Below are 26275 nucleotides of genomic sequence, written 5' to 3'. Positions count from 1 at the left end.
TGTGTGACGCCCCACACTGGAAAAAGGAGAGGAAGGACGGTGCTTTGACTTCGGCATGTCCTTCCGTCAACATGATTGGGTCTCCAGGGGGACAGCCCCACCAGAGGTTGATGATCCGATGAAGGCCGGCACCCTCCCCTCTCCAGAGCCCGTTCCCAACCGCACCACGACGGACCCGGCGCGCCCTCTGGGAGGCAGCCGGCCCGCCACGGGTGCGGCACCCCAGCGCGTGCTGCTGGTGGACGACAGCCGCTCCATCCGGACGCTGCTGAAAATCTACCTCATGGCCCGCAACTTCGAGTTCCTGGAGGCGGAGTCCGCCGAAGAGGGACTGAAGGTGGCCGAGGCGGAGACCGTCGACCTCGTCCTGACCGACTTCCACATGGACGGGATGAACGGCGCCGACTTCGCGGCGCAGATTCGCGCCAACCCCAATCCCAAGCTGGCCAAGGTCCCCATCCTGATGATGACGGGAGACCCGAACGTGGCGGAGGTCCGCGCCCTGGGTCAGAAGGCCGGCATCAGCGCCTTCGTCCGCAAGCCGGTGAGCTGCGCCCAGCTGATGACGCTGGTGGACACCATCCTCCCGCTGCCGCGCAAGTAGTCGCCCACGCGGCTCGCGCCGTCACTCACGCCGGGTTCCGGGCCGCCGAAGCGGTGCGGGCCCGGCGTTTTCGCATCGCCTCTCCCACGCGCACCGCGAACAGCACGGCCAGCACCGCGCCGTAGATGAGCGGCTCGGTGACGTCCTGCTTCACCCGCCACACGAAGTGCACCACGCCCAGCGCCGCGGCCACGTAGGCCAGCCGGTGCAGGCGCTGCCAGCGCGGAAAGCCCAGCCGGCGCACCCAGCGATTCGTGGAGGTGACGGCCAGCGGCACCAGCAGCACCAGCGCGGTGAAGCCCACGGTGATGAAGGGGCGCTTCACCAAATCCTCCAGCAACGCGTTGAGCGACAAGCCCTGGTCCAGCACCAGGTACGTGAGGAAGTGCGCGCACGCGTACGTGAAGGCCAACAGGCCCAGCGTGCGGCGGATGCGCACCGGCCACGTCCACCCGGAGACGAGCTTCAACGGCGTGCAGGCCAGTGACGCCATCAACAGCACCAGCGCGAGCAGCCCCGTCTGGTTGAGCGCCGCCTCCACCGCGTTGGGCCCCAGCGCGCCCCGCGGGCCCTGCACGGCGAGGAGCGCCAGCGGCGAGAGGCCACCCACGGCGAGCGCGGGGTTGAGCCAGGGGTAGGGAGGCGAGGCCATGGCTCAGTAGTTCTTCCGCAGGTCCAACCCCGCGTAGAGGTGGGCCACCTGCTCGGCGTAGCCGTTGAAGGGCAGCGTGGGGCGGCGCTCCAGTCCCTCGCCGATGCGCCGCTCGGTGGCCTGGCTCCAGCGCGGGTGCGCCACGGCGGGATTCACGTTGGCGTAGAAGCCGTACTCCTCGGGCCCCGCGAGGTTCCACGTGGTGAAGGGCTGCTCGCGCGTGAGGCTGATGCGGACAATCGACTTGATGCCCTTGAAGCCATACTTCCACGGGACGACGAGCCGCAGCGGGGCGCCGTTCTGCGCGGGGAGCTGCCGGCCATACAGCCCCATGGCCATGAAGGTGAGCGGGTGCATCGCCTCATCCAGCCGCAGCCCTTCCACATAGGGCCAGTCCAGCACCCCGCGCTTCTGACCGGGGAGCTGCTCCGGGTCCATCAGCGTGGTGAAGGACACGTAGCGCGCGTGGCTGGTGGGCTTCACCCGGGACAGCAGCGCGGCCAGCGGGAAGCCCAGCCATGGAATCACCATGGACCACGCCTCCACGCAGCGCATCCGGTAGACGCGCTCCTCCATGGAGAACCAGGAGAGCAACTGGTCGATGTCCACCGTCTGGGGCTCGTGCACCTCGCCGTCGATGGCGACGGTCCACGGCCGGGGCTTGAGGAGGTGCGCCAGCCGCGCCGGGTCGTTCTTGTCCAGGCCCAGCTCGTAGAAGTTGTTGTACGTGGTGACGTCCTCGTACGGCGTGCGCGGCTCGTCCGTGTCGAACTCACCGGACGCCTTCGCCACGGGCCCCGTCACCCGCCCCGCGTCCGGGACATAGGCGTCCATGGCGCGGCGCTGCTTGCCGCTCAGGAGGTACAGGCCTCCCGCGACGGCGGCGGCGGTGCCGGCGAACAGGCCCGCGTTCTTCAACAGCTCGCGGCGGCGCAGGTAGAGCGGTTCAGGGGTGATTTCGGAGCCGGGCGGTTCCTCGGGCGGCTTGTCGCTCATGCCCCTTTATAACGGGCCAACCCGTCCGGCCGTTACATCGCGGGACGCCGCCGAGGCACGGGACGCCTCCGTGCGAGCGTCCTTCACCCGCCACAGCCGCCACCAGGGCGTGCCGGGGGACTGGTGGTGCTCCCAGTGGTAGCCGAAGAAGAAGCACGACAGCATGGCCCACAGGTGGTTGCGCGGCAGGGTGCGCGCGTGGTGGGGCGCCATGTCCGGCGTGTCCGGGCGGCGGTGCGGCTGGTAGGTGCCGAAGTAGAAGAGCTGCAGCGTGCCCAGCACGGCGGGCAGCACCCAGAACGCGAGGATGCGCGGCTGGGAGACACCCATGAAGACGAAGATGTTGAACTTGGCCGCCATCACCCCCAACTGGGGCAGCGTGGTGTAGCGGGCCATGAACGTCCCCAGCCAGGGCCAGAAAGACTGGGTGCGCGTGGAGAAGTCCGGGTCCGCCTCGCCCGTGGGCTGCTCGTGGTGGGCGTGGTGGTTGAGCACCAGTCGGCGGTACGACAGGCCGGCGAAGAGGAAGCAGGCGATGGTGCCCACCGTCTCGTTCACCCAGGCCCGCCGGGCCACGGTGCCGTGCATGGCGTCATGGCCGGTGATGAACAGGCCGGTGCACAGCCACGCCTGGAAGGCGACGTGCAGCCAGGTGAGCGGGGAGTCCCAGGGCAGCTCGGGCGACAGCAGCATCCACGCCAGATGCGTCCCCCACGCGCCGATGAGGACGAGCGCGACGAGGACGCCCCAGGGTCCAAGCGGGGCCGACCGATAGCGGGCCGAGTTCTCCATCTCTCCTGACTCATGGGGCCGGTCCGCCCGCCGCGCACGGGAAACTCGCCGTGCGTGGGGGCGTGCCAGCGAGCGTGGCTACTTCCGCACGCCGGTGTCGGCCGCGGGTGCGGTCACCTCGCGAACGAGCTCCTCCGCCGTGACGTAGTGGGGCGCGATGTCCACCGGAACGTCCTTCAGGCGCTCCAGCACCTTGCGCACCGGAGGCCGCACCACGCCCATCTTCGCCAGCAGGGCCTCGGCCGCCTTCCGGTCGCCCTTCCCCTGGATTTCCATCAACTGCTTCGTCAGGGAGGTGACGGACTGCTTCATCTTCGCCGGCACCACGGAGAAGGTGCCATCCGCGTTGACCTTCACCGCGCCGGTGTCGAGGAAGTGATTGAGCTGCAGGGCCACGCCCTTGCCATGCGCCTCGTCCGTGCCGAAGCGGATGGAGCGGAACGAGGACGCCAGGAACGTCGTGTACATGGTGCGGCCCATCGACTTGTCGATGACGCCCGTGTCCATCAGCCGCTGGAGCGCCCACAGGCCGGAGATGTCCGCCTTGGCCTCCTCGAGCGCGCTGGAGGCCACCTGGAGCGCCTGCCGCACCGTCGTCGCCTTGCCGCCCACGGTGATGTTGTGCGGCCCCAGGCCGTGCATCAGCTCGTGCATCAGGATGTGCGTGAAGAAGGCGTCGAAGGCGACGTCCTGCTGGTCCTTCGCGGAGAGCGCCACCTTGGCGATGGGCACCAGCACCCGCTCGAACTTGGCCTCCTGCACGTTCTTCAGCATGACCCGCTTGGAGCCCATGGCCTCCGTGACGCGCTCGTCGTTGGGCAGGTTGTACGCCGCAGTCTGCACGCCGCGGTTGGCGTCGCCGGAGGAGTAGAGGCTGTTGACGACGCGGATGGGGGCCAGCGCGCCCAGCTTCGGGTTGCGCAGCTTCGCGTCGATGGGGAGGTTGCTCTCCAGGCCTTGGAGGTGGTCGCTGAACTTGGACAGCTTGTCCGTCTCCGTGTCGTCGCGCAGGCCCACGAAGGCCTCGAACGCGGCCTTGTAGTTGAACCAGCCGTCCTCGTAGACCTCGTAGGGACCGACGGTGGGCTCGATGCTCGCGTCCAGCTTCATCCACGCGACTTCGCTGGCGTAGTAGTCGTTGGACAGGAACGCGTCCGCGCGCGAGGTGAGGAACGCCTTGAGCGTGGGCTGCTTCGTCAGCGCGGCGGCCTCGCGGAACAGGGCGGCGGCCAGGGCCAGCTCACCCTGGTACTCCACGCTGTACGGCACGGAGATGAACTTGCCGTCGGTGCCCTCGCGGATGGTCGTGTAGAAGCCCGTGGCCTCCTTCTGCTGCGCCTCGGGCAGCGCCTTTATCCATGCCTCCACTTCCGCCTTGGTGGAGCCGGCCGGATAGAAGTTGCCGGCCTCCGGCTTCGGAGGCACTCCGGGCAGGAAGGGCCGCCCCTCGTCGAGGCTGTTCCACGGGCCCTTGTCCAACAGGAACGCGTGCAGGCGCGCGCGGCCCAGGGGCGACTCGTCTCCCAGGAGGTTCAGCAGCACCGTCTCGTTGCCCGCCCAGCGCTGACGCAGGAACAGCGCGTCCATCAACTGCGAGGCCTGGACGATGCGGGCCAGCGCGCGGCGCTCGTTGTCGGGCAGGGCCTTCAGGTCCACCCGCAGCTCCACCGGGGCGAAGCGCGCGGTGAGCCGCTGCAGCTCCGCGGCGTCGGGGAACGACGTGGGGACTTTCTCCTCGGCGACAGCGGAGCCGGACAGCAGCACCGCCCCGAGCAGGGACAGGAGGGTTCGGTTCATAACCCTTCCCTACTCCAACCCCGTGCGCCCTCCCAGCACCGCGTCGCCCCCGTGTCCGTCAGAACATTTCAACCCGACGGTCCCCACACGCATGACGCGACGCGCGTCGGAACCTGCTGCCAACATGCGACAGCCCTGGATTCCCCAGGTTCCGGGAGCCCGTCATCAGGCGGGCTCATGAGGATGCTTGCGATGACGACGAACCGACTCTCTCTTCTCTCCCGGTGGCGCGCGGCGCTGTGCCTGCTGGCCGGGCTCGCCGTGGGCCTCTCGTCGGCCTCCGCGCGCGCGGCGGATGAGGTGAAGTTGCTCAAGGCGGTGAGCACGGTGGGCAGCCGCTATGGGCAGACGTGGCAGGACGTCACGTATCTGTTGGTGGTGAAGAACCTGGCCTACGAGAAGCAGGTGGCCATCCACGACAAGCAGCCCGACGGCACCTGGACGGACCTGGCCGCCGCCTACGCGGGCGACGCGGGCGCGGGCTACGAGTTGTGGAAGGTGACGCGGCAGTACCAGAGCTGGGGGACGGCGCCCCAGCCGACGCGGGACTTGGAGTTCGTGGCGAAGCTCACCGCGAACGGCCAGACGTACTGGGACAACAACGGCGGGGCCAACTACCACCTGGGCCGCGCGGACGGGCCGCTGGTACCGCGCGCCAACGTGCTGGTGGCCACGAGCTACTGGCAGGCCAACGGCGACGTGGACATCGGCATCGACGTGAAGAACCTGTCCTATTCGAAGAGCGTCACCGTGGTGTACTCCACGGACGGGTGGGCCACCTCGCACGAGGTCGCCGCCACCTTCACCTCCGGGTACACCGTGGGCTACTCCTACGTCTCCAGCCCCAACGCCCAGGGCGTGGAGCGCTGGCTGGCCCGGATTCCCGCCGTGACGGGCACCCCGGCCTTCTATGTCCGCTATGAGGTGAACGGACAGACGTACTGGGACAGCAACTTCGGCTACAACTACCCGCCCATCTACCCTCCCCTGTAACCCACTCGAGGGGGGACCCGGGGGTCAGGCCTTCACGGGCCCGGCCCGGAGGCAGGCTCCCGGGCGCCCTCTCCTCGACAGGCTGTTTTCCATGGTTATGGGGAGACGACGCTTTGCCGCCCACCCGGGCGCCCGGAGGCCCTGTACCCATGACCGTCGAAGCTCCCCCCCAGCGGGAAACCCACGCCTTCCAGGCGGAGATCAACCAGCTCCTCAGCCTGGTCATCAACTCGCTCTACAGCCACAAGGAGATCTTCCTGCGGGAGCTGGTGTCGAACGCGTCGGACGCGCTCGACAAGCTGCGCTTCCGCGCGATTACGGAGCCGGAGCTGATGTCGGATGCGCCGGAGCTGGAGCTGCGCATCATCCCCGACGCGGAGAAGAACACGCTCACCATCGAGGACACCGGCATCGGCATGTCCCATGACGAGCTGGTGAAGAACCTGGGCACCATCGCCCACTCCGGCTCGCGCGAGTTCCTCCAGATGGCGACCCAGCGCGGGCAGAAGGACGTGCAGCTCATCGGCCAGTTCGGCGTGGGCTTCTACAGCGCGTACCTCGTCGCGGACCGGGTGGAGGTCGTCAGCCGCGCGGCGGGCAAGGACTCGCAGGCGTGGAAGTGGTCCTCGGAGGCCCACGGCTCCTTCACCGTGGAGCCCGCCGAGCGCGCCGCCCGCGGCACCTCCGTCATCCTCCACCTGAAGGAGGACCAGAAGGAGTTCCTGGACGAGTGGCGGGTGCGCTCGCTGATTACGCAGTACTCCGACTACGTGGGCCACCCCATCAAGCTCCAGGTGAAGAAGACCACCGGGACGGGGGACGACGCGAAGACGGAAGCGGCGCTGGAGGTGGTGAACAAGGCGAGCGCGCTGTGGCAGCGCTCGAAGAGCGAAATCACCGACGAGCAGTATCAGGAGTTCTACAAGCACCTGACGCACGACTGGGACATGCCGCTGGCGTGGACGCACTTCAAGGCGGACGGCAACCAGCAGTTCACCGGGCTGCTCTTCGTGCCGAAGAACCCGCCGTTCGACTTGAACGCGCAGCAGCAGCGCGGGGTGCGGCTGTTCGTCAAGCGCGTGTTCATCATGGACCGCTGCGAGGAGCTGGTGCCGCAGTGGCTGCGCTTCGTGCGCGGCGTCATCGACTCGGATGACCTGCCGCTGAACGTGTCGCGCGAGCTGCTCCAGGACTCGCAGGTGGTGCGCGCCATCCGCAAGCACGTGGTGAAGAAGTCGCTGGACCTCCTGGAGAAGCTGGCCAAGGACAAGCCCGAGGACTACACGACGTTCTGGAAGGCCTTCGGCACGGTGCTCAAGGAGGGGCTGGCCACCGAGGCCGAGCACAAGGACAAGCTGGGCGGCCTCTTGCGCTACGAGAGCTCGCGCGAGGAGGGGCTCACGTCGCTGGCGGACTACGTGTCGCGCATGAAGGAGGGCCAGGAGGCGCTCTATTACATGTACGGCGAGTCCCGGAAGGCGGTGGAGGACAGCCCGCATCTGGAGGCGCTGAAGCAGCGCGGCTACGAGGTCCTCTTCATGACGGACCCGGTGGACGAGTGGGCCGCACAGGGCCTGCGCGAGTTCCAGGGCAAGCCGCTGGTGTCCGCGCTCCAGGCGGACCTGAAGCTGCAGTCCACCGACGAGCAGAAGAAGGAGCACGAGCAGAGCTCGGAGGGGCTGAAGGGACTCACCGCGAGGATGAAGGACGTGCTGCAGGACTCGGTGCGTGAGGTGCGGGTGTCGGACCGGCTCACGGACTCGCCGGTGTGCCTGGTGGTGCCGGAGGGAGGCTCTCCGGCGTACCTGGAGCGACTGCTCCAGCAGCGGGGCAAGGGGACGCCGCGCGTGAAGCGCATCCTGGAGATCAATCCCAAGCATCCGGTCATCGAGCACCTGAAGTCCGTGCACGAGAAGGACCCCGCGCAGGCGCAGGTGGCCGAGTGGATTGAGCTCCTGCATGACCAGGCGCTGCTCACCGAGGGCAGCACCATCTCCGACCCGAACCGCTTCGCGCGGCGGCTGACGTCGCTGTTGACGCAGGTGGCGGGTCAGGCCGCGAAGGCGCCGGTGCCCGAGGTTCCGGCCTCGGCGGCGACCACCCAGGCCGCGAGCTGAGAAGGCCTTGGCCATGGACCTCCGCCCGCTTTTCCGGGGCTGGAGGTCCGTGGCGGGCCTGTTCCGCCGACGTCTGGTGGACAGCGGCCGCGACCTTTCGCGCAAATCGGGGCCGCACCATTAGACAGCCATGTGAGTGATAGGGAATGATGGCCGGATGTCCCGAACCTCCTTCGCCGTCTTCACTTGCGACATCCTTCCGACGGCGGCCCCCTCGGAGCGCGCCGCCATCCAGGGAGTGGTCCGAGCCGAACTCATCAAGCCCCTGCGGCGCGTGCGTCAGCCGCTCGGCAACCAGTGGCTGGTGCGCTTCGATGACGGGGGCTTCAACGCCTTCGTCCTGGTGATGAGCACGCTGCGCGCGCGTCATCCGAATGCCTTCCGCTATCTGGTGGTGGGCTGGAACGACATGGGCTCGGTGGCGCTCTATCCGCTGGGTGGGGCCGCGCCCACGACGCTCAGCCTGGTGACGGCGATGGCGGCCGTGGCCTCCGGCGCGGATGAGCTGGCGGCGCCGCTGCTCCTGGCCTCGGGGCCGCTGACCGCGGACTCCTTCCCGTTGCAGTGGACGGAGGAGGCGAGCGACACGGAGGACCTGCTGGGCGCGCCGACGTCCAGGACGAAGCGGCTGGCGCCCACGGGCCCACTGCGCAAGGTGGGGCGCCCGAGGAAGGCGGCTGTCGCGGCGGCGAGCGTCGAGGTGGCGAAGGTCGCGGTGCGTGAGCCCGTGCCCGTCGAGGCCGCGCCTGTCGCCGCGCCCGTCGTGAGCGAGGCTCCGGCGAGCGCGGGTGAGGAGACGACGGGTCGTGCGCGCAAGAACGCCCGACGCAAGGCGGGTGGTGGCAAGGCGCGTGGGAAGCAGGCCACGAAGCGCGTGGGTGCGAAGGCGCGGGGCAAGAGCGCCGTGAAGAAGGCCCCCCGGGCGGAGCTCGCGGCGGCGGCGGCGAATCGGCGCAAGCCCAAGGCGACCAGCAAGCGGTCTGGGGGAGCGCTCAGCCGCAAGCGACGCGGCGCCACCGTGAGCGCCAAGCGTTCCACGGCGGGCAGGTCGGCGCCGAAGGCCAAGGCTCCTCGCGGGGCGGCGAAGCGCAAGGGCAAGAAGGGCGCTCGCTGAGCCGCTGATTGAACGCCACGCTCGTCAAGACCGAGCGCGGCGCTCGTTGCCCCGGGGCTTGAGCACTCGCTGCGCCGAGCCCAAGTGCCGCTCTCTCTAAACCAAGGTCCAAGAGCACCGTTCGCACCTCGCGAGTGCGGTGCCCTCGGCAACCAGCTCCCGCGCTACGAGTACAGCCCCAGGTCCGTGAGCACGGCCTCGGCCGCGCGCCGACCCGAGCCCAGCGCCCCATGAATGGACGCGCTGTCCCGGTGGTCACCGCACACGTAGAGCCCGGGTGACAGTCGCACCGGGCGGTGCGGCGGCTCCAGCGCCTCCACCGTCTGCGCGGGCAGAGCGAACGGCAGCGAGTACGTTTTCAGGTGTCGCCACTCCGCCACGCTCGCGCCGAACCACGCCTTCAATTCCTCGCACACCCGCGCGCGCAGCGCCTCCACATCCGAGGACACACCCAGCACGGACACGGACACCAGCGACTGTCCTCGCGGCGCATACGTGGGGGACACCTCGCTCATCACCGCCACGTTGTTCACCACACCGCGGCCCTCGCCATTGAGCACCAGCCACGGCCCCTCCACTGGCGGCGCGGGCGCGGCGAAGTACAGGCACGTCACCGCGTTCATCAGCGGCACCGGCATTCCAGGCAGCAACCGCGCCGCGGCCGGCGGGTCCGTCGCCACCACCACCGCCTGCGCGCCCAGCATCTCCCCATCTTCGAGCCGCACCCGGTGCCCCCACACCTCCGCCACGGGCGTGTGCCCGCGCAGACAGCCCGGAGGCAACTTCGAGGCGAGCTGCTCGGGAATCGCGGACATCCCCTGCTCCGGCACCGCCGCGTCACCCGAGGCGAACATGCGGAAGACGAACTCGAGGAACCGGCTGGACGTCATCAACGAGCGGTCCAGGAAGACGCCCGCCAGGAAGGGCCGCAGGAACCCCTCCACCATCTCCTCCGTGAAGCCCAACTCATCCAGGTAGCGCCGCGAGGTGCGCTGGGGACGCAACCACACGTCCACCTCCTCGCCCGAGCGCGCCTGCTGCCGCAGCTCCAACACCCGCAGCTTGTCCCAGAAGGTGCCGACCGAATCGAACAGATGTGCCAGCGCCGTCACAGGCTGACGCAGCGGGTCTACCACCGTGTGCAGCCGCCCGCCCCTCCACACCTTCGCGCCAGACTCGAAGCGCCGAAGCTTCAGCGCCGCGATATCCAGCGTCCGCTGACCTTCTGGGTACGCCGTGAGGTACACCTGGAAACCCCGGTCGAGCAGGAAACCCTCGTGCACGTCCGTGCGCACGCGGCCACCGGGTTCCGAGCTGGCTTCCAGGAGCATTACTTTCAAGCGGGATTGGACGAGCGCTCGCGCGCACGCCAGCCCCGAGAGTCCCGCGCCCACGACGATGACGTCCGGGTTCGACACGCGCTCTCCCACATCCACGCTGGGCCCCCTCCATGCTGAGCCGCCTGGAGCGCGAGCCGCAAGTGGCACCGCCGTCCGGGTTGCTCGCGAGCGAACACTGTGCGGAACTGGAAGGCGAGTCCTCGGTGGTCGAGGAGTCACAGCGCCGGGCTTCCCGGCGTCCAATAGCGGAGAGAAGGCGGGTATCCCCATGTTGATCGTGATGCGACCAGACGCGACGGCCCAGGACATCGAGCGTGTGAACGACGAGATCCGCCGTCGTGGCTGGCAACCGCACGCGATTCCAGGGGGCACTCGCACGGCCATCGGCATCACCGGCAACCCCGGTGCGGTGGAGCCAGAACCCTTCCGAGTGCTGCCCGGTGTCGCGGACGCCGTCTCCATCTCCCAGCCCTTCAAGCTCGTCAGCCGCGAGGTGAAGCCGGAGGACACGCAGCTGCGCGTGGGTGACCTCACCATCGGCGGCGCGTCGTTCCACGTCATCGCCGGCCCGTGCTCGGTGGAGTCACGCGAGCAGATTCTCTCCACCGCGCACGCGGTGAAGAAGGCGGGCGCCACCATGCTGCGCGGCGGAGCGTTCAAGCCGCGCACCAGTCCCTATGAGTTCCAGGGCCTCAAGGGTGACGGCCTGGCGCTGCTCATGGAGGCGCGCAAGGAGACGGGCCTGCTCGTCACCACCGAGGTGAAGGACACCGCGACGCTGGACGCGGTCGACGAGGCCACGGACATCCTGCAGATTGGCGCGCGCAACATGCAGAACTTCAGCTTGCTGGAGGCGGTGGGCGAGCGCCGCAAGCCGGTGCTGCTCAAGCGCGGCATGTCCGCCACCATCAAGGAGCTGTTGATGGCGGCCGAGTACATCGTCGCCCGAGGCAACACCCAGGTCATCCTCTGCGAGCGCGGCATCCGCACGTTCGAGACGATGACGCGCAACACGTTGGACTTGAACGCGGTGCCCATGCTCAAGGCGCTCTCGCACCTGCCTGTCTTCGTGGACCCCTCGCACGGCATCGGCGTGCGCAAGGCGGTGCCGGCGATGATGCGGGCGGCGGTGGCGGTGGGGGCGGACGGCATCATCGTCGAAGTGCACCCGGACCCGCCGCGCGCGAAGTCGGATGGAGCCCAGTCGTTGGACTTCCCCGAGTTCGAGAAGTCCATGAATGAAGTGCGAGCGATTGCGCGGGCAATGGGCCGCGAAGTCGTGTCGCTGGGATAGGCGATGACACTCAAGGAAGCGCTGGGCAAGGTGGTGAGCCGGCGCGACCTCACCCGCGAGGAGATGGCCCGGGTCATGGGCCTGATGCTCGCGGGAGAGGCATCGCCTGCTCAAGTGGGGGCGCTTGCGACGGCGCTCAAGATGAAGGGGGAGACGGAGGACGAAATCCTCGGCGCTGCGGAGGCCATGCGGGCCTGCGCGGCGAAGCTGTCTCCTCGGGCGGAAGTGGTGCTCGACACCTGCGGCACCGGGGGTGATGGAGCGCACACCTTCAACATCTCCACCGCGGTGGCCTTCGTGGCCGCCGGGGCGGGGGTGACGGTGGCCAAGCATGGCAACCGCGCCGTCTCCAGTCGGTGTGGCAGCGCGGACGTGCTGGCCGCGCTGGGTGTCTCCATGGAGCGCCCGCATGAGCGCGTGGCGCTCGACATCGACGAGCACGGGGTGGGCTTCCTCTTCGCGCCCTCGCATCACAGCGCGCTGAGGCACGTGGCGCAGGCGCGGCGGGACATGGGCTTTCACAGCATGTTCAACCTGCTGGGCCCGCTGACCAACCCGGCCGGTGCGCGCTATCAACTGCTGGGCACCTTCGACGGCAAGCGCGTGGAGCAGACCGCGCGCGTGCTGGGACGACTGGGCAGCCGGCGCGCGTGGGTGGTGCATGGCCACGACGGGCTGGATGAAATCTCGCCCTGCGCGCCCACCGAGGTGGCGGAGCTGCGCGAGGACGGCACGGTGCGGGTGTTCACCGTGAGCCCCCAGGACGCGGGGCTGGACGTGGTGCCTCGCGAGGCCATCGCGGGTGGAGACGCGGACGAGAACGCGCAGCGGTTGCGCGCGCTGCTGGCCGGCGAGCGCTCCGGGCTGCGCACGGCGGTGTTGCTCAACGCGGCGGCGGCGCTGGTGGTGGTGGGCCAGGTGTCGGACCTGCGCGAGGGCGTGCGGAAGGCGGAGCACGCCATCGACTCGGGGGCCGCTGCGCGCAAGCTGGCTTCGCTCATCCACGGGGCCGCGTCGTGAGCGGGGCACAGTCGGGAAGCACCCCGTCTCCGGCCGCGCCGGGGACGCTGGACCTCATCATGGCGCGCAAGCGACGGGAGCTGGCCCAGAGGCCTCCCCTGTCGCCGCGCGCGCGTCCCGAGCCGCGTGACTTCGCGGACGCTCTTCAGAGACGAGTACCGGGGCGACTGGTGAGCGTCATCGCGGAGGTGAAGCGCAAGAGCCCCTCCGGTGGCGCGTTTCCCCATGCGGACGTGGTGGCGGTGGCCCGGGCCTACGAGGCCGCGGGGGCCAGCGCCATCAGTGTGCTCACGGACGGGCCGGACTTCGGCGGCGCGCTGGAGGACCTCGTCGCGGTGCGAGCGGCGGTGTCGGTGCCGGTGCTGCGCAAGGACTTCCTCGTCGCCGCGCGCGAGGTGGAGGAGAGCGCGCTGTGGGGCGCGGACGCGGTGCTGCTCATCGCGGATGCGCTGGAGGATGGCGAGCTGCGGGAGATGCTGGCCACGGCGCGCGCGGTGAAGGTGGCCGCATTGGTGGAGGCGCATACGGAGGCGCACGCCGAGCGAGCCCTGGCGGCGGGCGCGGAGCTGGTGGGCATCAACAACCGGGACCTCGCGACGCTGAAGACGGACGTGGGCACGGCGCTGCGGGTGATGCCTCGGTTGCGTGCCCGTGCTCGCGCGCTGGTGGCCGAGAGCGGACTCAAGTCCGTGACGGAGCTGGTGGCGGCGCGCGAGGCGGGGGCGGACGCGGTGCTGGTGGGTGAGTCGCTCTTGCGCGACGCGGAGCCTGGACGGGCGCTGCGGCGGCTGCTCGGCGAGGAAGGCCTGACACCGTGAGCGTGCGGGTGAAGGTCTGTGGTGTCACCCGGCTGGAGGATGCGCGAGGCGCGTGGGAGGCGGGCGCGGATGCGCTCGGGCTCAACTTCTACGCGCGCTCTCCCCGGTGCGTGGACGTGGCCACGGCGGCGGCGCTGGCGAGGACGCGGCCTCCGCTGGGCGCGGTGGTGGGCGTGTTCGTCAACGCCTCACCGGATGACATCCGGGCGAAGGTGCGGGAGTGCGGCCTCACGGCGGTGCAGCTTCATGGGGACGAGCCTCCGGAGGCCTGCTCGGGGTACGGGGTGCCGGTCATCAAGGCGCTGCGGGTGCAGGGGCCGGATGATGTGGCGCGGGCGCGGACATATCTGGGAGTGGGAGACGTGGCCGGGCTGCTGCTGGACGGGGCGGCGCCGGGGTATGGCGGGGGCGGCGTGGGCTTCGACTGGTCGCTGGTGGCGGGGCTGTCGGGGTGTGGCGTGCCGGTGTTGGTGGCGGGCGGACTGAAGCCTTCCAATGTGGCGGAGGCGGTGCGCGCGACACGGCCGTACGGAGTGGACGTGGCCAGCGGGGTGGAGTCGGCCCCCGGCATCAAGGACATGGACGCGGTGCGCGCCTTCGTGCGGGCCGCGAAGTCCATCAACCTCTGGGAGTGACAGGGATGAACACGGAGACTGCCGCCGGTCGCTTCGGGCGCTTCGGCGGGCGCTACGTGCCGGAGACGCTCGTCCCGGCGCTGATGGAATTGGAAGAGGCGTATGCGGCGGCTCGCGCGGACCCGACGTTCGACGAGGAGGTGGCACGGGTGCTGCGCGAGTTCGTGGGCAGGCCCACGACGCTGACGCCCGCGCGCCGGCTCACCGAGTCGTGGGGAGGCGCGCACGTCTGGCTCAAGCGCGAGGACCTGGCGCACACGGGCGCGCACAAAATCAACAACACCGTGGGGCAGGTGCTGCTCGCGAAGCGGATGGGCAAGCAGCGCATCATCGCGGAGACGGGCGCGGGCCAGCACGGCGTCGCGACGGCCACCGCGTGCGCGCTGTTCGGCCTGCCGTGCGAGGTGTACATGGGCGCGCTGGACGTGGAGCGACAGGCGCTCAACGTCTTCCGCATGCGCGCGCTGGGCGCGGTGGTGCGCCCGGTGGAGTCGGGCTCGCGGACGCTGAAGGACGCGATGAACGAGGCCATGCGCACCTGGGTGTCACAGGTGTCGGACACGCACTACGTCATCGGCAGCGCGGCGGGGCCGCATCCGTACCCGACGGTGGTGCGCGACTTCCAGGCCATCATCGGCAAGGAGCTGCGCACGCAGGCGCAGGCCGCCTTCGGGAAACTGCCGGATGCGATTGTGGCGTGCGTGGGGGGCGGCTCGAATGCGATTGGCGTGCTGCATCCGTTCATCGGCGACGCGAGCGTGCGGCTCATCGGCGTGGAGGCCGGAGGGCATGGACTGGACTCGGGCCAGCATGGCGCGTCGTTGACGCTGGGCTCGGAGGGAGTGCTGCACGGCTCCCGCTCGCTGGTGTTGCAGGACGGGGACGGACAGATTCAGGAGGCGCACAGCATCTCCGCGGGCCTGGATTATCCGGGCGTGGGGCCGGAGCTGGCGCACCTGGCGAAGACGGGGCGCATGGAAGTGCGCACGGCCACGGACGACGAGGCGCTGGCGGCGTTCTACGAGGTGGCGCGGATGGAGGGCATCCTGCCGGCGCTGGAGACGTCGCATGCGTTCGCGCGCGGCAAGGAGCTGGCGCGGGAGCTGGGTGTGGGCAAGTACCTGGTCATCAACTGCTCGGGCCGAGGGGACAAGGACGTCGCGACGATTTCCGCGCGAGGCGTACCGCCCGCGGTGGGGGTGAAGGCGTGAGCGGCGAAATCGCGAAGGCCTTCGCGCGGGCGAAGGCGCGGGGCGAGGGCGCGCTGGTGGCGTACGCCATGGCGGGAGACCCGGACCTGGCGCGCTCGGTGGAGGTGTTCACCGCGCTGGTGGAGGGTGGCGCGGACATCGTCGAGGTGGGCGTGGCGTTCAGCGACCCCATCGCCGACGGGCCTGTCATCCAGGGAGCGTCGGAGCGCGCGCTGAAGGCAGGCTCGACGCTGAAGCGCGTGCTGGAGGAGGTGGTGCCGGAAGTGCGTCGGCGCTGCCCGGAGACGCCGCTGGTCATCATGACGTACGTGAACGTCATCATGGCGATGGGCGAGGAGCGCTTCGCGAAGCTGGCGCGAGAGCGCGGCGTGTCGGGCGCGATTCTTCCAGACCTGCCGCCCGAGGAGAGCGGAGCCCTGCGCGCCACGTTCGACGCGGCGGGCGTGGACCTGATTCCGCTGTGCGCGCCCACCACGCCCCGAGCGCGAGCGGAGGCCATCGCGAAGGACGCGCGCGGCTTCGTGTACTGCGTGTCGGTGGCGGGCGTGACGGGCATGCGCGCGGAGCTGCCGCCGGACCTGTCGCAGCGGTTGGACCTGGTGCGCAACGCTTCACCAGTTCCAGTGGTGGCGGGGTTCGGCATCTCCAGCGCGGAGCAGGCACGGACGTTGTCGGCGCATGCGGACGGCGTGGTGGTGGGCAGCGCCATCGTCCGCGCCGCGCATGCCGATGGTCCGCAGGCAGCGAAGGCGCTCTGCGCTGAAATCAAGCGCGGCCTGAAGCGCTGAGCGAAGTGGCTCGGGTACGAGGGAGAACGGCGCGCACGGCCTTCCTCGTACCGGCTCACCTCACGGCGTCGCCGAGCGAGCCTTCTCCCAGATGGCCCGATAGTCATACGTCGGGTAGAACTCCGTGCGGAACGCGCCCCACGCGCCCTTCTCGAACGCGAGGTTCACCTCGCGCAGCTTCTCGGGAGGCAGTCGCACGGTGACGACCTGCCCCACGCCCATCATCACGTACCAGGACACCACCTCCACACCGGGCGGCGGGAAGCTCTTGCGAAAGCCCGTGCGGTCCAGGTGCGCGTTGATCTCCTCCAGCGTCTTGCCCTGGTCGTGCTTCATGAAGATGGTCAGCAACATCGTGCCCTCCGTGCTGGCACCCTTCCCCGCTGGCGCTTGCGCATGTCCCGGCAGGGCCAGCGTCGAGGCCAGCAGCAACGCGAGGACGGTGGAAGCGTGGGGCAACGGGCGGAGGTGACGCATTCGTGACTCCTCATGGGGAACGTGAACCACCACCCCAGGGTGGAGTGGACGACGCACGGGTTCAAGCCTCGCGCGTCCGTCGTTCGACAGCGGACCGGGCACTCCAAGGACTGTCCACTCGACGCCTGGCGAGACACGGGACACGCACCCGACGCCGAGGTGGTGGCACAATCCGACCCATGAAAACGCGTGCCCCCCAGGTGGTGCTCGTCCGTCACGGTGAGACGGCATGGAGCCGCAGTGGCCAGCACACGGGGCGCACGGACGTCCCGCTGCTGGAGGACGGTCGGAAGATGGCGGCGCTGCTCGGCTCACCACTGCGCGCCTGGACCTTCGCCCAGGTGTGGTCCAGCCCCCTGAGCCGGGCCTTCGAGACCTGCGCGCTCGCCGGCTACGGAGACGCGGCCCAGCGGCGCGATGACCTCATGGAGTGGGACTACGGCGACCACGAGGGCCGCACCAGCGCGGAGATTCGCGTGGAGAACCCAGGCTGGACCCTGTGGAAGAACGGCGTGCCCCACGGAGAGACGGCACAGCAAGTGGGCGCCCGCGCGGACCGCGTCATCGCCGATGCCCGCGCGGAGAAGGGAGACATCCTCATCTTCTCCCACGGACACTTCCTTCGAGTGCTCGCCTCGCGGTGGCTGGGCCTCCCGCCTGATGATGGACGCCTGTTCCTCTTGAGCACCGGCTCCATCAGCGTGCTCGGCTTCGATGGAGATGCCGCCCAGCCGGCACTCGCCAGTTGGAACGACACCACCCACCTCAAGGGATGAGCCACCCTCTAGAAGCGCCCCTCCAGGAAGTTCTTCACCAGGGTGGGCCCTTCGGGGGTCAACACGCTTTCGGGGTGGAACTGGAAGCCCACCACGGGCTTCTCACGGTGGCGCAGCGCCATGATGAGCCCGTCCTGGCTCCACGCGATGGCCTCCAGCTCTCGCGGCAGCGAGGACGCCTCCACGATGAGCGAGTGGTACCGCGCGGCCTGGAAGCCCTGGCTCGCACCAGTGAACACCCCCGAGCCCCCGTGCTGGATGCGCGCGGACTTGCCGTGCACCGGCTCCGGAGCGCGGATCACCTTGCCGCCGAAGGCCGCGCCAATGGACTGATGTCCCAGGCACACGCCCAACACCGGCACTCGAGACTGGGCAATCGCGGCCACGCTGACACCGGCCTCGTGCGGCGTGCAGGGGCCCGGTGAAATCACCAGGTGCGAGGCCCCCTGGGCCGCGACGCCCGCGATGTCGAGCGTGTCATTGCGCACCACCTTCACCTCGGCGCCCAGCGTGTAGAGGAGCTGGACGAGGTTGAAGGTGAACGAGTCGTAGTTGTCGATGACGAGAATCACCGGCCACCTCCCTCACGAGCCAGCCGGAGCGCGGCGGCCATGGCCCCCGCCTTGGCCTCCGTCTCATCGGCTTCCTTCGATGGCACCGAGTCCGCCACCAGCCCCGCGCCCGCGGTCCACATGGTCCGGTCTCCATCCACGAAGAACGTGCGCAGGGCGATGGCCACGTCCAGCGTGCCGCAGAAGGACAGGTAGCCCACCGCGCCCGAGTACGGCCCGCGCCGCTGCACCTCCAGCTCGTCGATGATCTGCATCGCGCGAATCTTCGGAGCACCCGAAACAGTGCCCGCGGGGAAGGTGCTGGCCAGCGCATCGAGCGCGTCGAACTTCGAGTCCAGCTTCCCGCGCACCTGCGAAACGATGTGCATCACGTGGCTGTAGCGTTCGATGACCATCAGGTCCTCGACGCGCACCGAGCCCGGCGCCGCCACCCGGCCCACGTCATTGCGGCCCAGGTCCACCAACATGATGTGCTCGGCGCGCTCCTTCTCGTCCGCGAGCAGTTCCTTCTCCAGCGCCAGGTCCTCCGCCTCGGAGGCTCCGCGTCGACGCGTGCCGGCGATGGGCCGCACCACCACGTCGCCATCTCTCACCTGCACCAGCAACTCCGGCGACGCACCCACCAGCGCGCGCGCCTCGCCCAGCTCCACCAGGAACAGGTACGGCGAGGGATTCACGCGGCGCAACGCGCGATAGAGCGACAGCGGAGGCGGCGCGCCTCGCGACTCGAAGCGACGCGCGAGCACCACCTGGAAGATGTCGCCCGCGCGGATGTACTCCTTCGAGCGCTCCACCGCGGCCTCGTAGCCAGCGCGGTCCCAACAGGCCACGGGGCTCTCCCCCTTCATGCGCGGCGACGGCGCATAGGCCTCCTGCGGCAGCGGCTTGAGGAGCCGCTCGGCCATGGCCTGCGCGCGGTCCTCGGCGTCCTTCAACGCGACGGCCACACTCGCGTGGAGCGAAGGGCGGGCGATGGCGGTGACCTTGAGCGTCCCCGTGCGCGAGTCGTGGGTGACGAAGTCCTCGGAGATGAGCCACTCGGAGTCGGGGAAGGACGTGTCGCGCGGGTGCCGGTCCGGAACCGTGGGCTCCATCCACGAGACACAATTGTAACCCATGTACCCCACGAGCCCGCCGAGGAACGGGGCCTCACCGGGGAGTCGGGCCACGGCGAGCTCACGCCACAGGGAGCGCAGCACGTCCATCGGCTTGCCGTCGCGGCGCTCCTCGCGCGAGCCACGCCACACGGTGGCGCCGTGCGAGTCCAGGCGCACGCGCCCCGCGGCGTGGGTGCCCACGTGGCTGTAGCGCCCGAAGCGCTCGCCGCCGTAGCACGACTCCAGGATGAAGCCGCGCGAGCCTCCACCCAGCTTCAGATAGGCCGACAGCGGCGTGTCGAGGTCCGCCGGCAACTCCACCGAGACCGGCACTGCCTCGCCCTGCTCCGCGCGCTGGCGGTAGGCCGCCTTCCGCTCCTGTGCATCCATGGTCATGACCTCTCCCCCGCTACCGCATTGTCTCCGTCCCCTCGAAGGCCGGGGACTCCACTCCAGGGAGCGACTCGCGCGCGACCTTCCAGCGCACTCGAGCCGCGCTCCCAGAGCGCAATCGTCGGTGTAGCGCGGCGGACGAATCCCGGCGAGGACCATCGGCGCGCACGTGCCTGTCATTCCCGGGGATGCCGTCAAGGCCGGGAGTGATGGCCGGGCGGCTGGCGACCATCCCAGGAACCAGGGCGGGTGAGAGGCCCGCGCACCCTGGGTGGTCGCCCCCGGAAGCCCTCGTTATTTCTGAAGGACTGTGGACGCCTCCGTCTCCTTCCAGGCTCGAAGGCCGCTCATCACGGTGACGCCCCACGGGCTCTATTGTGAGCCTGGAGGTTTCCACATCGACCCCTGGCGTCCGGTGGAGCGGGCGCTCATCACCCACGCACATGGGGACCACGCGCGCACGGGCCACCAGCGATACCTGGGCACCCGAGCGGGCGAGGCCCTGCTGCGACGTCGCGTGGGCGCCGACTCGCACATCGACGCCCTGGAGTATGGCGAGCCGCTGAAGCTCAACGACGTCACCGTGAGCTTCCACCCGGCGGGGCACGTGCTGGGCAGCGCGCAACTCCGCATCGAGCACCGGGGCGAGGTGTGGGTCATCTCCGGCGACTACAAGCGCGCGGCGGACCCGACGTGCGCGCCGTTCGAGGTGGTGCGCTGCCACACGTTCATCACCGAGGCGACGTTCGGCCTCCCCATCTTCCGTTGGGACGACACGCGCGAAGTGGCGGAGGACATCCTGCGGTGGTGGGACGCGAATCGCGCGGCGGGACGCGCTGCCGTGCTGTTCTGCTACGCCCTGGGCAAGGCGCAGCGCATCCTCGCGGAGCTGGCGCGGCTGACGGACCGGACCGCCTTCGTTCACGGCGCGGTGCAGGGTCTGGTGGAGGTGTACCGGGACGCGGGCGTGAAGATGATTCCCACGCAGCTCGTGTCGGAGGTGGCGAAGGGCACGTCCTTCGCCGGAGCGCTGGTGCTGGCGCCGCCGAGCGCGGGCGGGTCCACCTGGATGAGGCGCTTCGGCGAAGCGGAGACGGGCTTCGCCTCGGGCTGGATGCGCGTGCGCGGCAATCGACGGCGGCGCGGCTTCGACCGGGGCTTCGTGCTGTCGGACCACGCGGACTGGTCCGAGTTGCTGCGCACGGTGGCGGACACGGGCGCGGAGCGGGTGCTGACCACGCACGGCTCCGCGGAGCCCCTGGCGCGCTACCTCCGCGAGCAGGGTGTGGACGCCTCTCCGCTGGCAACGCAGTTCGAGGGCGAGGCGGAGGACTGACCCATGCGACGACTCGCGGACCTGTACGAGCGCCTGGACCAGACCACCTCCACCAACGCGAAGGTGGAGGCTCTCGCCCGCTACTTCCAGGAAGCACCTCCCGAGGACGCCGCGTGGGCGCTGTACTTCCTCACGGGCCAGAAGCTGAAGCGACTGCTCACCACGAAGCTGCTGGTGGGGTGGACCCAGGAGCTGACGCACATTCCCGACTGGCTGTTCGCGGAGGTCTACGCCTCCGTGGGAGACCTCGCGGAAGTCATCTCCCTGCTGTTGGACAACCTGGAGCGGCCGAGCGCGCCGGAGGAGCTGCCGCTGTCGCAGTGGCTCACCCAGCGCCTGCTGCCCCTGCGTGAGCTGGATGCGACAGCGCAGCGCGAGCAGGTGGTGTCCTGGTGGCGCGCCATGCCTCGGCGAGAGGTCTTCCTGCTGAACAAGATGCTCACCGGGGAGCTGCGCGTGGGCGTCTCCTCCACGCTGGTGGTCCGCGCGCTCGCGAAGGTGGCGGGACTTCCCGCGCCAGACGTCGCGCACCGGTTGATGGGGACCTGGACTCCCTCGAAGGAGTTCTTCCAGCAGCTCGTCTCGCCGGAGGTCTCGGATGCGGAGCACTCGCGTCCGTATCCATTCTATCTGGCGTCTCCGCTGGAGCAGCCGCCGGAGTCACTGGGAGACCTCTCGGAGTGGTTGGTCGAATGGAAGTGGGACGGCATCCGAGGCCAGCTCCTCCACCGGAAGGGAGACGTCTATCTCTGGAGCCGGGGTGAGGAGCTCATCACCGACCGCTTCCCCGAAATCACCGAGGCCGCGAAGGCCCTGCCCGAAGGCACCGTGCTGGACGGCGAGGTGCTGGCGTACGAGGACTGCAAGCCCCTGCCCTTCGCTCGACTCCAGCGTCGCATCGGTCGACAGAAGCTGACGCCCCGGGTGCTCGCGGAGGCACCGGCTGCGTTCATCGCATACGACTTGCTGGAGCAGGACGGGCAGGACCTGCGTGCACTGCCGCTGCGCGAACGCCGCGAGCGACTGGCCGCGCTGCTGAAGCACCACCCCACCTTGCCGCTGTCCCCCGCCGTGGAAGCTTCTTCCTGGGAAGCCTTGGCGCACACGCGAAGCGAGGCACGTGAGCGCAACGTCGAGGGATTCATGCTCAAACGATTGAGCTCCCCGTACCTCACGGGCCGCAAGCGTGGCGACTGGTGGAAGTGGAAGATCGACCCGTTCACGGTGGACGCGGTGCTGCTCTACGCGCATCCAGGACATGGCCGACGCTCCTCGCTGTACACCGACTACACCTTCGCCGTGTGGAACGGGACGGACCTGCTCCCGGTGACGAAGGCGTACTCGGGCCTCACCGACGAGGAGATTGGCCGACTGGACCGATGGATTCGCGCGCACACGCGCGAGAAGTTCGGACCGGTGCGCTCGGTGGAGCCCGAGCAGGTCTTCGAGCTGCACTTCGAGGGCATCCAGAAGTCACCGCGTCACAAGTCGGGCGTCGCGCTGCGCTTCCCTCGCATCGCCCGCTGGCGCACGGACAAGAAGCCACAGGACGCCGACTCCCTGGACTCGCTCAAGGAGCTGCTCCATGCCAGCGCGTAGGTCGCCCTCGCTGCGAGCCCAGCTCCAGGCGAAGAGGAAGGCCCTCCACGGAGGCCCAACACCGACGACCGGGAACCCACGCGGGAGGAAGCGAGCGAAGCCACGCGAGACGGCGCCCTCCACGAAAGCGGCGAGCGGCCCGCCGATGGAGCGGCTCCGGGGTTGGTTCGCCTCGAAGGGCTGGACGCCCTACGCCTTCCAGGAAGAAGCCTGGGCCGCCTATGCATGTGGAGACAGCGGGCTCATCCATGTCCCCACGGGCGCGGGGAAGACCTACGCCGCGTATCTCGCGCCACTGGCCGACGTGGCCGAGCATGGCGAGAAGGGGCTCCAGATTCTCTACGTGACGCCCCTTCGCGCGGTGTCACGTGACGTGGAGCTGGCCCTTCGCGAGCCGCTGAGCGTGCTCGACACGGACCTCGATGTGGAGAGCCGCACCGGAGACACGTCGTCGTCGGTGCGCCAGCGACAAAGACAGCGACTCCCCGAAGTGCTCATCACCACGCCCGAGTCGCTCTCCGTGATGCTTTCCAACGAGCGAGCGCCGGAGTTGTTCTCCTCGCTGCGCGCCGTCATCGTCGACGAGTGGCACGAGCTGCTCGGCTCCAAGCGAGGCACGCAGACGGAGCTCGCCCTGTCCCGCTTGCGAAGCTTCGCTCCGCGCATGCGTACCTGGGCCTTGTCCGCCACGCTCGCCAACCTGGAGGAGGCCGCGCGGCACGGGGTCGGCACAGGTACGCGCCCCACCCTCGTCAGCGCGGACCTGGAGCGTCCGGTGGACGTGGAGACGTTGCTGCCGGACCAGGTGGACACGTTTCCATGGGCGGGACACCTGGGCTTCACCATGCTGGCCCGCGTGGCCGCGAGGCTGGACCCGGCGAAGTCGACACTCATCTTCACCAACACGCGCTCACAGGCGGAGCGCTGGTTCGAGGGCCTGCGCTTCGCGCGCCCGGAGTGGGAACACCTGCTCGCACTGCACCACGGTTCCATCGACCGCGACGAGCGGGAGCGCGTGGAGCGACGCCTCAAGGACGGCTCGCTGCGCATCGTCGTGTGCACCTCGTCGCTGGACCTGGGCGTGGACTTCGGCCCCGTGGAGCGCGTGGTGCAGGTGGGCAGTCCCAAGGGCATCGGCCGGACACTCCAACGCGCGGGCCGAGGCGCACACCGTCCCGAGGCCACGTGCAACATCCTCTTCGTCCCCACGCACGCGCTGGAGCTGGTGGAGATGGCCGCCGCCCGCGATGCGCTCGCACGCAAGGAAGTCGAACCGCGCATCCCCCCTGGCAAGCCGTTGGACGTGCTGGCCCAGCACCTGGTGACGTGCGCGCTCGGAGGAGGCTTCACCCGAGAGGCCCTGCTCGATGAGGTGCGCGGCGCCGCGGCCTACGCGGACCTCACGGACGAGGAGTTCGACTGGACGCTCACCCTGGTGCGCGAGGGTGGCCCCACGCTGACGGCCTACCCGGAGTTCCGCCGCGTGGAGGAGCACGAGGGTCGCTTCGTCGTGAAGGACGCCCGCGTCGCCCGACTGCACCGGCTCAACATCGGCACCATCACCTCCGATGCCGTAGTCGAGTTGCGCTACTGGAGCGGAGGACGGCTGGGCAGCGTGGAGGAGTCCTACGTCAGCCGGCTCCGCCCAGGAGACACCTTCCAGTTCGCCGGCAAGAAGCTCGAGCTCGGCCGACTCCAAGGGCTCACCGCCTACGTCCGGCCCGCGAAGGCGAAGGTGACGCAGACACCGCGCTGGGGTGGCAGTCGCCTGCCGCTGTCCACATCGCTGGCCGCCGCCGTGCGCCGCACGCTCGACTCCGCGCGCCACGGCGACGTCACCTCCGACGAACTCGCCGCCGCGTGGCCCATTCTGGAGACCCAGGAGCGACTGTCGCGAATCCCCTCGGCCAGCGCGCTCCTCGCGGAGGTGTGCCAGACGCGTGACGGGCACCACCTCTTCCTCTATCCCTTCGAAGGACGGCGGGTGCACGAGGGACTCGCGGCCCTGCTCGCTCTGCGGCTCACACGCCTCCAGAAGGCCACTTTCAGCGTGTCCGTGAATGACTACGGCCTGGAGCTGCTCACCCCCGCGCCCTATCCCTTCGAGCAGGCGCTGCGCCCCCACCTCTTCACGCGCGAGCACCTGGTGGAGGACGTGCTCGAGAGCATCAACGTAGGCGAGCTGACGAAACGCCAGTTCCGGGACATCGCCCGCGTGGCGGGACTGGTGCTGCCCGGGCTCCCCGGGGCTCGCAAGTCCACGCGGCAGGTCCAGTCGAGCGCCGCCCTCCTCCATGATGTCTTCGCCCGCCATGACCCGGGACACCTGCTGCTCACCCAGGCCCGCCGCGAGGTGCTGGAGCAACAGTTCGAGCAGGGCCGCATGGAGCGTGCGTTGGAGCGCCTGGAGTCGAGCCCCCTGGAGCTGCTCCACGTCCGGAGGCCGACGCCGCTGGCCTTCCCGCTCGTCGTCGAGCGCATCAGCGCCAGCCTCTCCAGCGAGTCCCTGCTGGAGCGGGTGGAGCGCATGAAGGAGCGATGGACGCGCGACGATGCCAGGTCCGCGTAGGCGGCACCCCGCTGGAGCTGCTCCCGGAACGGGCCCTGCATTGGCCCGAGGCCCGCACCCTCGCGGTGGCCGACCTCCATTGGGGCAAGACGGAGAGCTTCCAGCAGCACGGCATCCCCCTGCCGCTCGGCGTGCTGGAGGATGACCTGACCCGCCTGTCCTCGGCGCTCGCCAGCACGGGGGCCCGTCGGCTGCTCGTCCTGGGCGATCTCGTCCACTCCCGGGAGGGCCTCACCCCCGCGCTCATCCAGAGACTCGCGGACTGGCGCGCGGGCCATGCCGACGTGGAGGTGGTGCTGGTCCGGGGCAACCATGACCTCCGTGCGGGGCCCCTGCCCACGGAGTGGCACATGGACGTCCACGAGTCCCACCTGGATGAGGGGCCCTTCCGCTTCGCCCATCACCCCACCCCTGTCACGGGCCGCTACATCTGGGCCGGTCATCTCCACCCCACCGTGAGGCTGTCGGCTGGCGGGGACCGCCTCCGTCTTCCATGCTTCCACCTGGGCCCCGGGGTGGGCGTGCTCCCGGCCTTCAGCGCCTTCACCGGGGGACTCGACATGCCGCGCCGACCCGGGGAGCGCGTCTTCGCCATCGCCGGCCCCTCCGTGGTCGAGGTGTAGGATGAGCGACTCCAAGCGCCGCAAGATTCTGGGCATCATCGCCACGGACACCACCTTCGAGCTCACCGAGCATCGGGGGCGCGAGGCCTGGCTGGGCAAGTGCCTGCACTGCAACGCGCATCTGGTGGTGGGTCTGGATGGCGAGCCCATCAGCCGGGCCACCATCGAGCACATCCTCCCGCGAACCGCCGGAGGAACGGACGCGCCGGAGAACCTGGGCCTGGCCTGCGCCTGCTGCAACCAGGGCAAGGGCAGCCGGCATGACCCCCACTATCACCGGGACTCGCGGGTCCGGGAGCTGGTGGAGAAGCTGCTCGCCCGCCGCAAGCAGCGCTGGCGGGAGCCGGCTGGCGCGGACTCCGAGTGACACCGTCTCAAGCCCGAGCCGTCGACATGTCTCTGTCGGGCGATGAGCCCGCGCGCCGGTCTGCCCATACCTTGTGTGAGCAGCGCACCGAGACACCCCAGCACACGTGATGATCCGCCGCGGACGGGCTCGGGCTCAACGTCCCTTCCTCCCGCCAGAAGAGAGATTCATCACCTCTGGACCGCGATTTCCCGCCTCCGCGCGAGGAAGTGGTATCCCACGGCTCCACAACATCAGAATGGTTGACACTGCCGTGTCGATGGTCAATGGTCCCGCGCCGCGCTGGGTTGGGCCA

24 protein-coding genes are annotated in these 26275 nt (G+C 69.6%); 16 read left to right on the top strand and 8 right to left on the bottom strand.

Annotation, left to right across the window (positions count from 1 at the left end; all coding sequences use genetic code 11):
- The first annotated feature begins 118 nt into the window (after positions 1 to 118).
- Positions 119 to 604 carry a response regulator gene (locus G4D83_RS39325; RefSeq protein ID WP_163870067.1) on the top strand — a complete coding sequence of 162 codons (486 nt, stop codon included), beginning with the start codon at positions 119 to 121 and terminating at the stop codon, positions 602 to 604.
- Between the two features lie 25 nt (positions 605 to 629).
- On the opposite strand, the gene G4D83_RS39320 is transcribed toward G4D83_RS39325, so the two are convergent.
- The 4 genes from G4D83_RS39320 to G4D83_RS39305 form a co-directional block, all read right to left on the bottom strand.
- Positions 630 to 1256 carry a protein-methionine-sulfoxide reductase heme-binding subunit MsrQ gene (locus G4D83_RS39320; RefSeq protein ID WP_163870066.1) on the bottom strand — a complete coding sequence of 209 codons (627 nt, stop codon included), beginning with the start codon at positions 1254 to 1256 and terminating at the stop codon, positions 630 to 632.
- 3 nt (positions 1257 to 1259) lie between these two features.
- Complete coding sequence (msrP, locus tag G4D83_RS39315; protein ID WP_163870065.1) at positions 1260 to 2252, bottom strand: protein-methionine-sulfoxide reductase catalytic subunit MsrP; 993 nt, start codon at positions 2250 to 2252, stop codon at positions 1260 to 1262.
- A gap of 6 nt (positions 2253 to 2258) precedes the next feature.
- The gene (locus G4D83_RS39310) at positions 2259 to 3044 is read right to left on the bottom strand and encodes a fatty acid desaturase (protein ID WP_163870064.1); all 786 of its coding nucleotides are present in this window, start codon (positions 3042 to 3044) and stop codon (positions 2259 to 2261) included.
- A gap of 78 nt (positions 3045 to 3122) precedes the next feature.
- Positions 3123 to 4841, bottom strand: coding sequence for a dipeptidyl-peptidase 3 family protein (locus tag G4D83_RS39305; RefSeq protein ID WP_163870063.1), 1719 nt, complete (start codon positions 4839 to 4841; stop codon positions 3123 to 3125).
- 192 nt (positions 4842 to 5033) lie between these two features.
- Between G4D83_RS39305 and G4D83_RS39300 the strand changes: the two genes are divergently transcribed.
- The 3 genes from G4D83_RS39300 to G4D83_RS39290 all read left to right on the top strand — a co-directional run bounded on the left by G4D83_RS39300 (position 5034) and on the right by G4D83_RS39290 (position 9065).
- Positions 5034 to 5834 carry a CBM21 domain-containing protein gene (locus tag G4D83_RS39300; RefSeq protein WP_240357075.1) on the top strand — a complete coding sequence of 267 codons (801 nt, stop codon included), beginning with the start codon at positions 5034 to 5036 and terminating at the stop codon, positions 5832 to 5834.
- A gap of 149 nt (positions 5835 to 5983) precedes the next feature.
- Positions 5984 to 7951: a molecular chaperone HtpG gene (gene htpG / locus G4D83_RS39295; RefSeq protein ID WP_163870062.1), complete on the top strand. Its 1968-nt coding sequence runs from the start codon at positions 5984 to 5986 to the stop codon at positions 7949 to 7951.
- Positions 7952 to 8108: 157 nt separating this feature from the next.
- Positions 8109 to 9065, top strand: coding sequence for a hypothetical protein (locus tag G4D83_RS39290; protein ID WP_163870061.1), 957 nt, complete (start codon positions 8109 to 8111; stop codon positions 9063 to 9065).
- Between the two features lie 164 nt (positions 9066 to 9229).
- On the opposite strand, the gene G4D83_RS39285 is transcribed toward G4D83_RS39290, so the two are convergent.
- Complete coding sequence (locus tag G4D83_RS39285; RefSeq protein ID WP_420826694.1) at positions 9230 to 10501, bottom strand: protoporphyrinogen/coproporphyrinogen oxidase; 1272 nt, start codon at positions 10499 to 10501, stop codon at positions 9230 to 9232.
- A gap of 172 nt (positions 10502 to 10673) precedes the next feature.
- Here G4D83_RS39285 and aroF point away from each other — a divergent pair, with 172 nt between their 5' ends.
- Genes aroF through trpA form a run of 6 tightly spaced genes read left to right on the top strand, consistent with a single transcriptional unit; the run spans position 10674 to position 16171 of the window.
- On the top strand, positions 10674 to 11699 hold the full coding sequence (gene aroF, locus G4D83_RS39280; protein WP_163870060.1) for a 3-deoxy-7-phosphoheptulonate synthase: 1026 nt from the start codon (positions 10674 to 10676) through the stop codon (positions 11697 to 11699).
- Between the two features lie 3 nt (positions 11700 to 11702).
- Complete coding sequence (gene trpD / locus G4D83_RS39275; RefSeq protein WP_163870059.1) at positions 11703 to 12719, top strand: anthranilate phosphoribosyltransferase; 1017 nt, start codon at positions 11703 to 11705, stop codon at positions 12717 to 12719.
- Positions 12720 to 12778: 59 nt separating this feature from the next.
- On the top strand, positions 12779 to 13537 hold the full coding sequence (locus G4D83_RS39270; protein WP_163870184.1) for an indole-3-glycerol phosphate synthase TrpC: 759 nt from the start codon (positions 12779 to 12781) through the stop codon (positions 13535 to 13537).
- Positions 13534 to 14172: a phosphoribosylanthranilate isomerase gene (locus G4D83_RS39265; RefSeq protein ID WP_163870058.1), complete on the top strand. Its 639-nt coding sequence runs from the start codon at positions 13534 to 13536 to the stop codon at positions 14170 to 14172. The genes G4D83_RS39270 and G4D83_RS39265 overlap by 4 nt, the downstream gene beginning before the upstream one ends.
- A gap of 5 nt (positions 14173 to 14177) precedes the next feature.
- Positions 14178 to 15383 carry a tryptophan synthase subunit beta gene (gene trpB / locus G4D83_RS39260; protein WP_163870057.1) on the top strand — a complete coding sequence of 402 codons (1206 nt, stop codon included), beginning with the start codon at positions 14178 to 14180 and terminating at the stop codon, positions 15381 to 15383.
- Positions 15380 to 16171, top strand: a complete 792-nt coding sequence (gene trpA, locus G4D83_RS39255) for a tryptophan synthase subunit alpha (RefSeq protein ID WP_163870056.1) — start codon at positions 15380 to 15382, stop codon at positions 16169 to 16171. Before trpB ends, trpA begins: the two co-directional genes overlap by 4 nt.
- A gap of 60 nt (positions 16172 to 16231) precedes the next feature.
- Here trpA and G4D83_RS39250 read toward each other — a convergent pair whose 3' ends face one another.
- Positions 16232 to 16648, bottom strand: coding sequence for a hypothetical protein (locus G4D83_RS39250; protein WP_163870055.1), 417 nt, complete (start codon positions 16646 to 16648; stop codon positions 16232 to 16234).
- Between the two features lie 179 nt (positions 16649 to 16827).
- On the opposite strand from G4D83_RS39250, the gene G4D83_RS39245 reads away from it, so the two are divergent.
- Positions 16828 to 17424 carry a histidine phosphatase family protein gene (locus G4D83_RS39245; protein WP_163870054.1) on the top strand — a complete coding sequence of 199 codons (597 nt, stop codon included), beginning with the start codon at positions 16828 to 16830 and terminating at the stop codon, positions 17422 to 17424.
- An 8-nt stretch (positions 17425 to 17432) separates the two neighbouring features.
- Here the strand turns inward: G4D83_RS39245 and G4D83_RS39240 are convergent, their stop codons facing one another.
- Together G4D83_RS39240 and G4D83_RS39235 are read right to left on the bottom strand one after the other, a co-directional pair.
- Complete coding sequence (locus tag G4D83_RS39240) at positions 17433 to 17996, bottom strand: anthranilate synthase component II (RefSeq protein ID WP_163870053.1); 564 nt, start codon at positions 17994 to 17996, stop codon at positions 17433 to 17435.
- A complete protein-coding gene (locus G4D83_RS39235; RefSeq protein ID WP_163870183.1) occupies positions 17993 to 19483 on the bottom strand; it encodes an anthranilate synthase component I family protein in 1491 nt (496 codons plus the stop codon). Before G4D83_RS39235 ends, G4D83_RS39240 begins: the two co-directional genes overlap by 4 nt.
- Before the next feature lie 313 nt (positions 19484 to 19796).
- On the opposite strand from G4D83_RS39235, the gene G4D83_RS39230 reads away from it, so the two are divergent.
- The 5 genes from G4D83_RS39230 to G4D83_RS39210 all read left to right on the top strand — a co-directional run bounded on the left by G4D83_RS39230 (position 19797) and on the right by G4D83_RS39210 (position 25980).
- Complete coding sequence (locus G4D83_RS39230) at positions 19797 to 20822, top strand: ligase-associated DNA damage response exonuclease (RefSeq protein ID WP_163870052.1); 1026 nt, start codon at positions 19797 to 19799, stop codon at positions 20820 to 20822.
- Positions 20823 to 20825: 3 nt separating this feature from the next.
- Positions 20826 to 22421 carry an ATP-dependent DNA ligase gene (locus G4D83_RS39225; RefSeq protein ID WP_163870051.1) on the top strand — a complete coding sequence of 532 codons (1596 nt, stop codon included), beginning with the start codon at positions 20826 to 20828 and terminating at the stop codon, positions 22419 to 22421.
- A 145-nt stretch (positions 22422 to 22566) separates the two neighbouring features.
- Positions 22567 to 24990 (top strand): ligase-associated DNA damage response DEXH box helicase, encoded by a 2424-nt coding sequence (locus tag G4D83_RS39220; RefSeq protein WP_240357074.1) that lies wholly within the window; start codon positions 22567 to 22569, stop codon positions 24988 to 24990.
- Entirely contained in the window at positions 24960 to 25613 is a 654-nt protein-coding gene (gene pdeM, locus G4D83_RS39215; protein ID WP_163870049.1) for a ligase-associated DNA damage response endonuclease PdeM, read from the top strand. The genes G4D83_RS39220 and pdeM overlap by 31 nt, the downstream gene beginning before the upstream one ends.
- 1 nt (position 25614) lies before the next feature.
- The gene (locus tag G4D83_RS39210) at positions 25615 to 25980 is read left to right on the top strand and encodes an HNH endonuclease (protein ID WP_163870048.1); all 366 of its coding nucleotides are present in this window, start codon (positions 25615 to 25617) and stop codon (positions 25978 to 25980) included.
- Positions 25981 to 26275 lie beyond the last annotated feature (295 nt).

It is taken from the genome of Myxococcus eversor, assembly GCF_010894455.1.
In the GTDB taxonomy this organism is placed as follows: Bacteria; Myxococcota; Myxococcia; order Myxococcales; family Myxococcaceae; genus Myxococcus; species Myxococcus eversor.
This window is presented reverse-complemented; position numbering and strand designations above follow the sequence as displayed.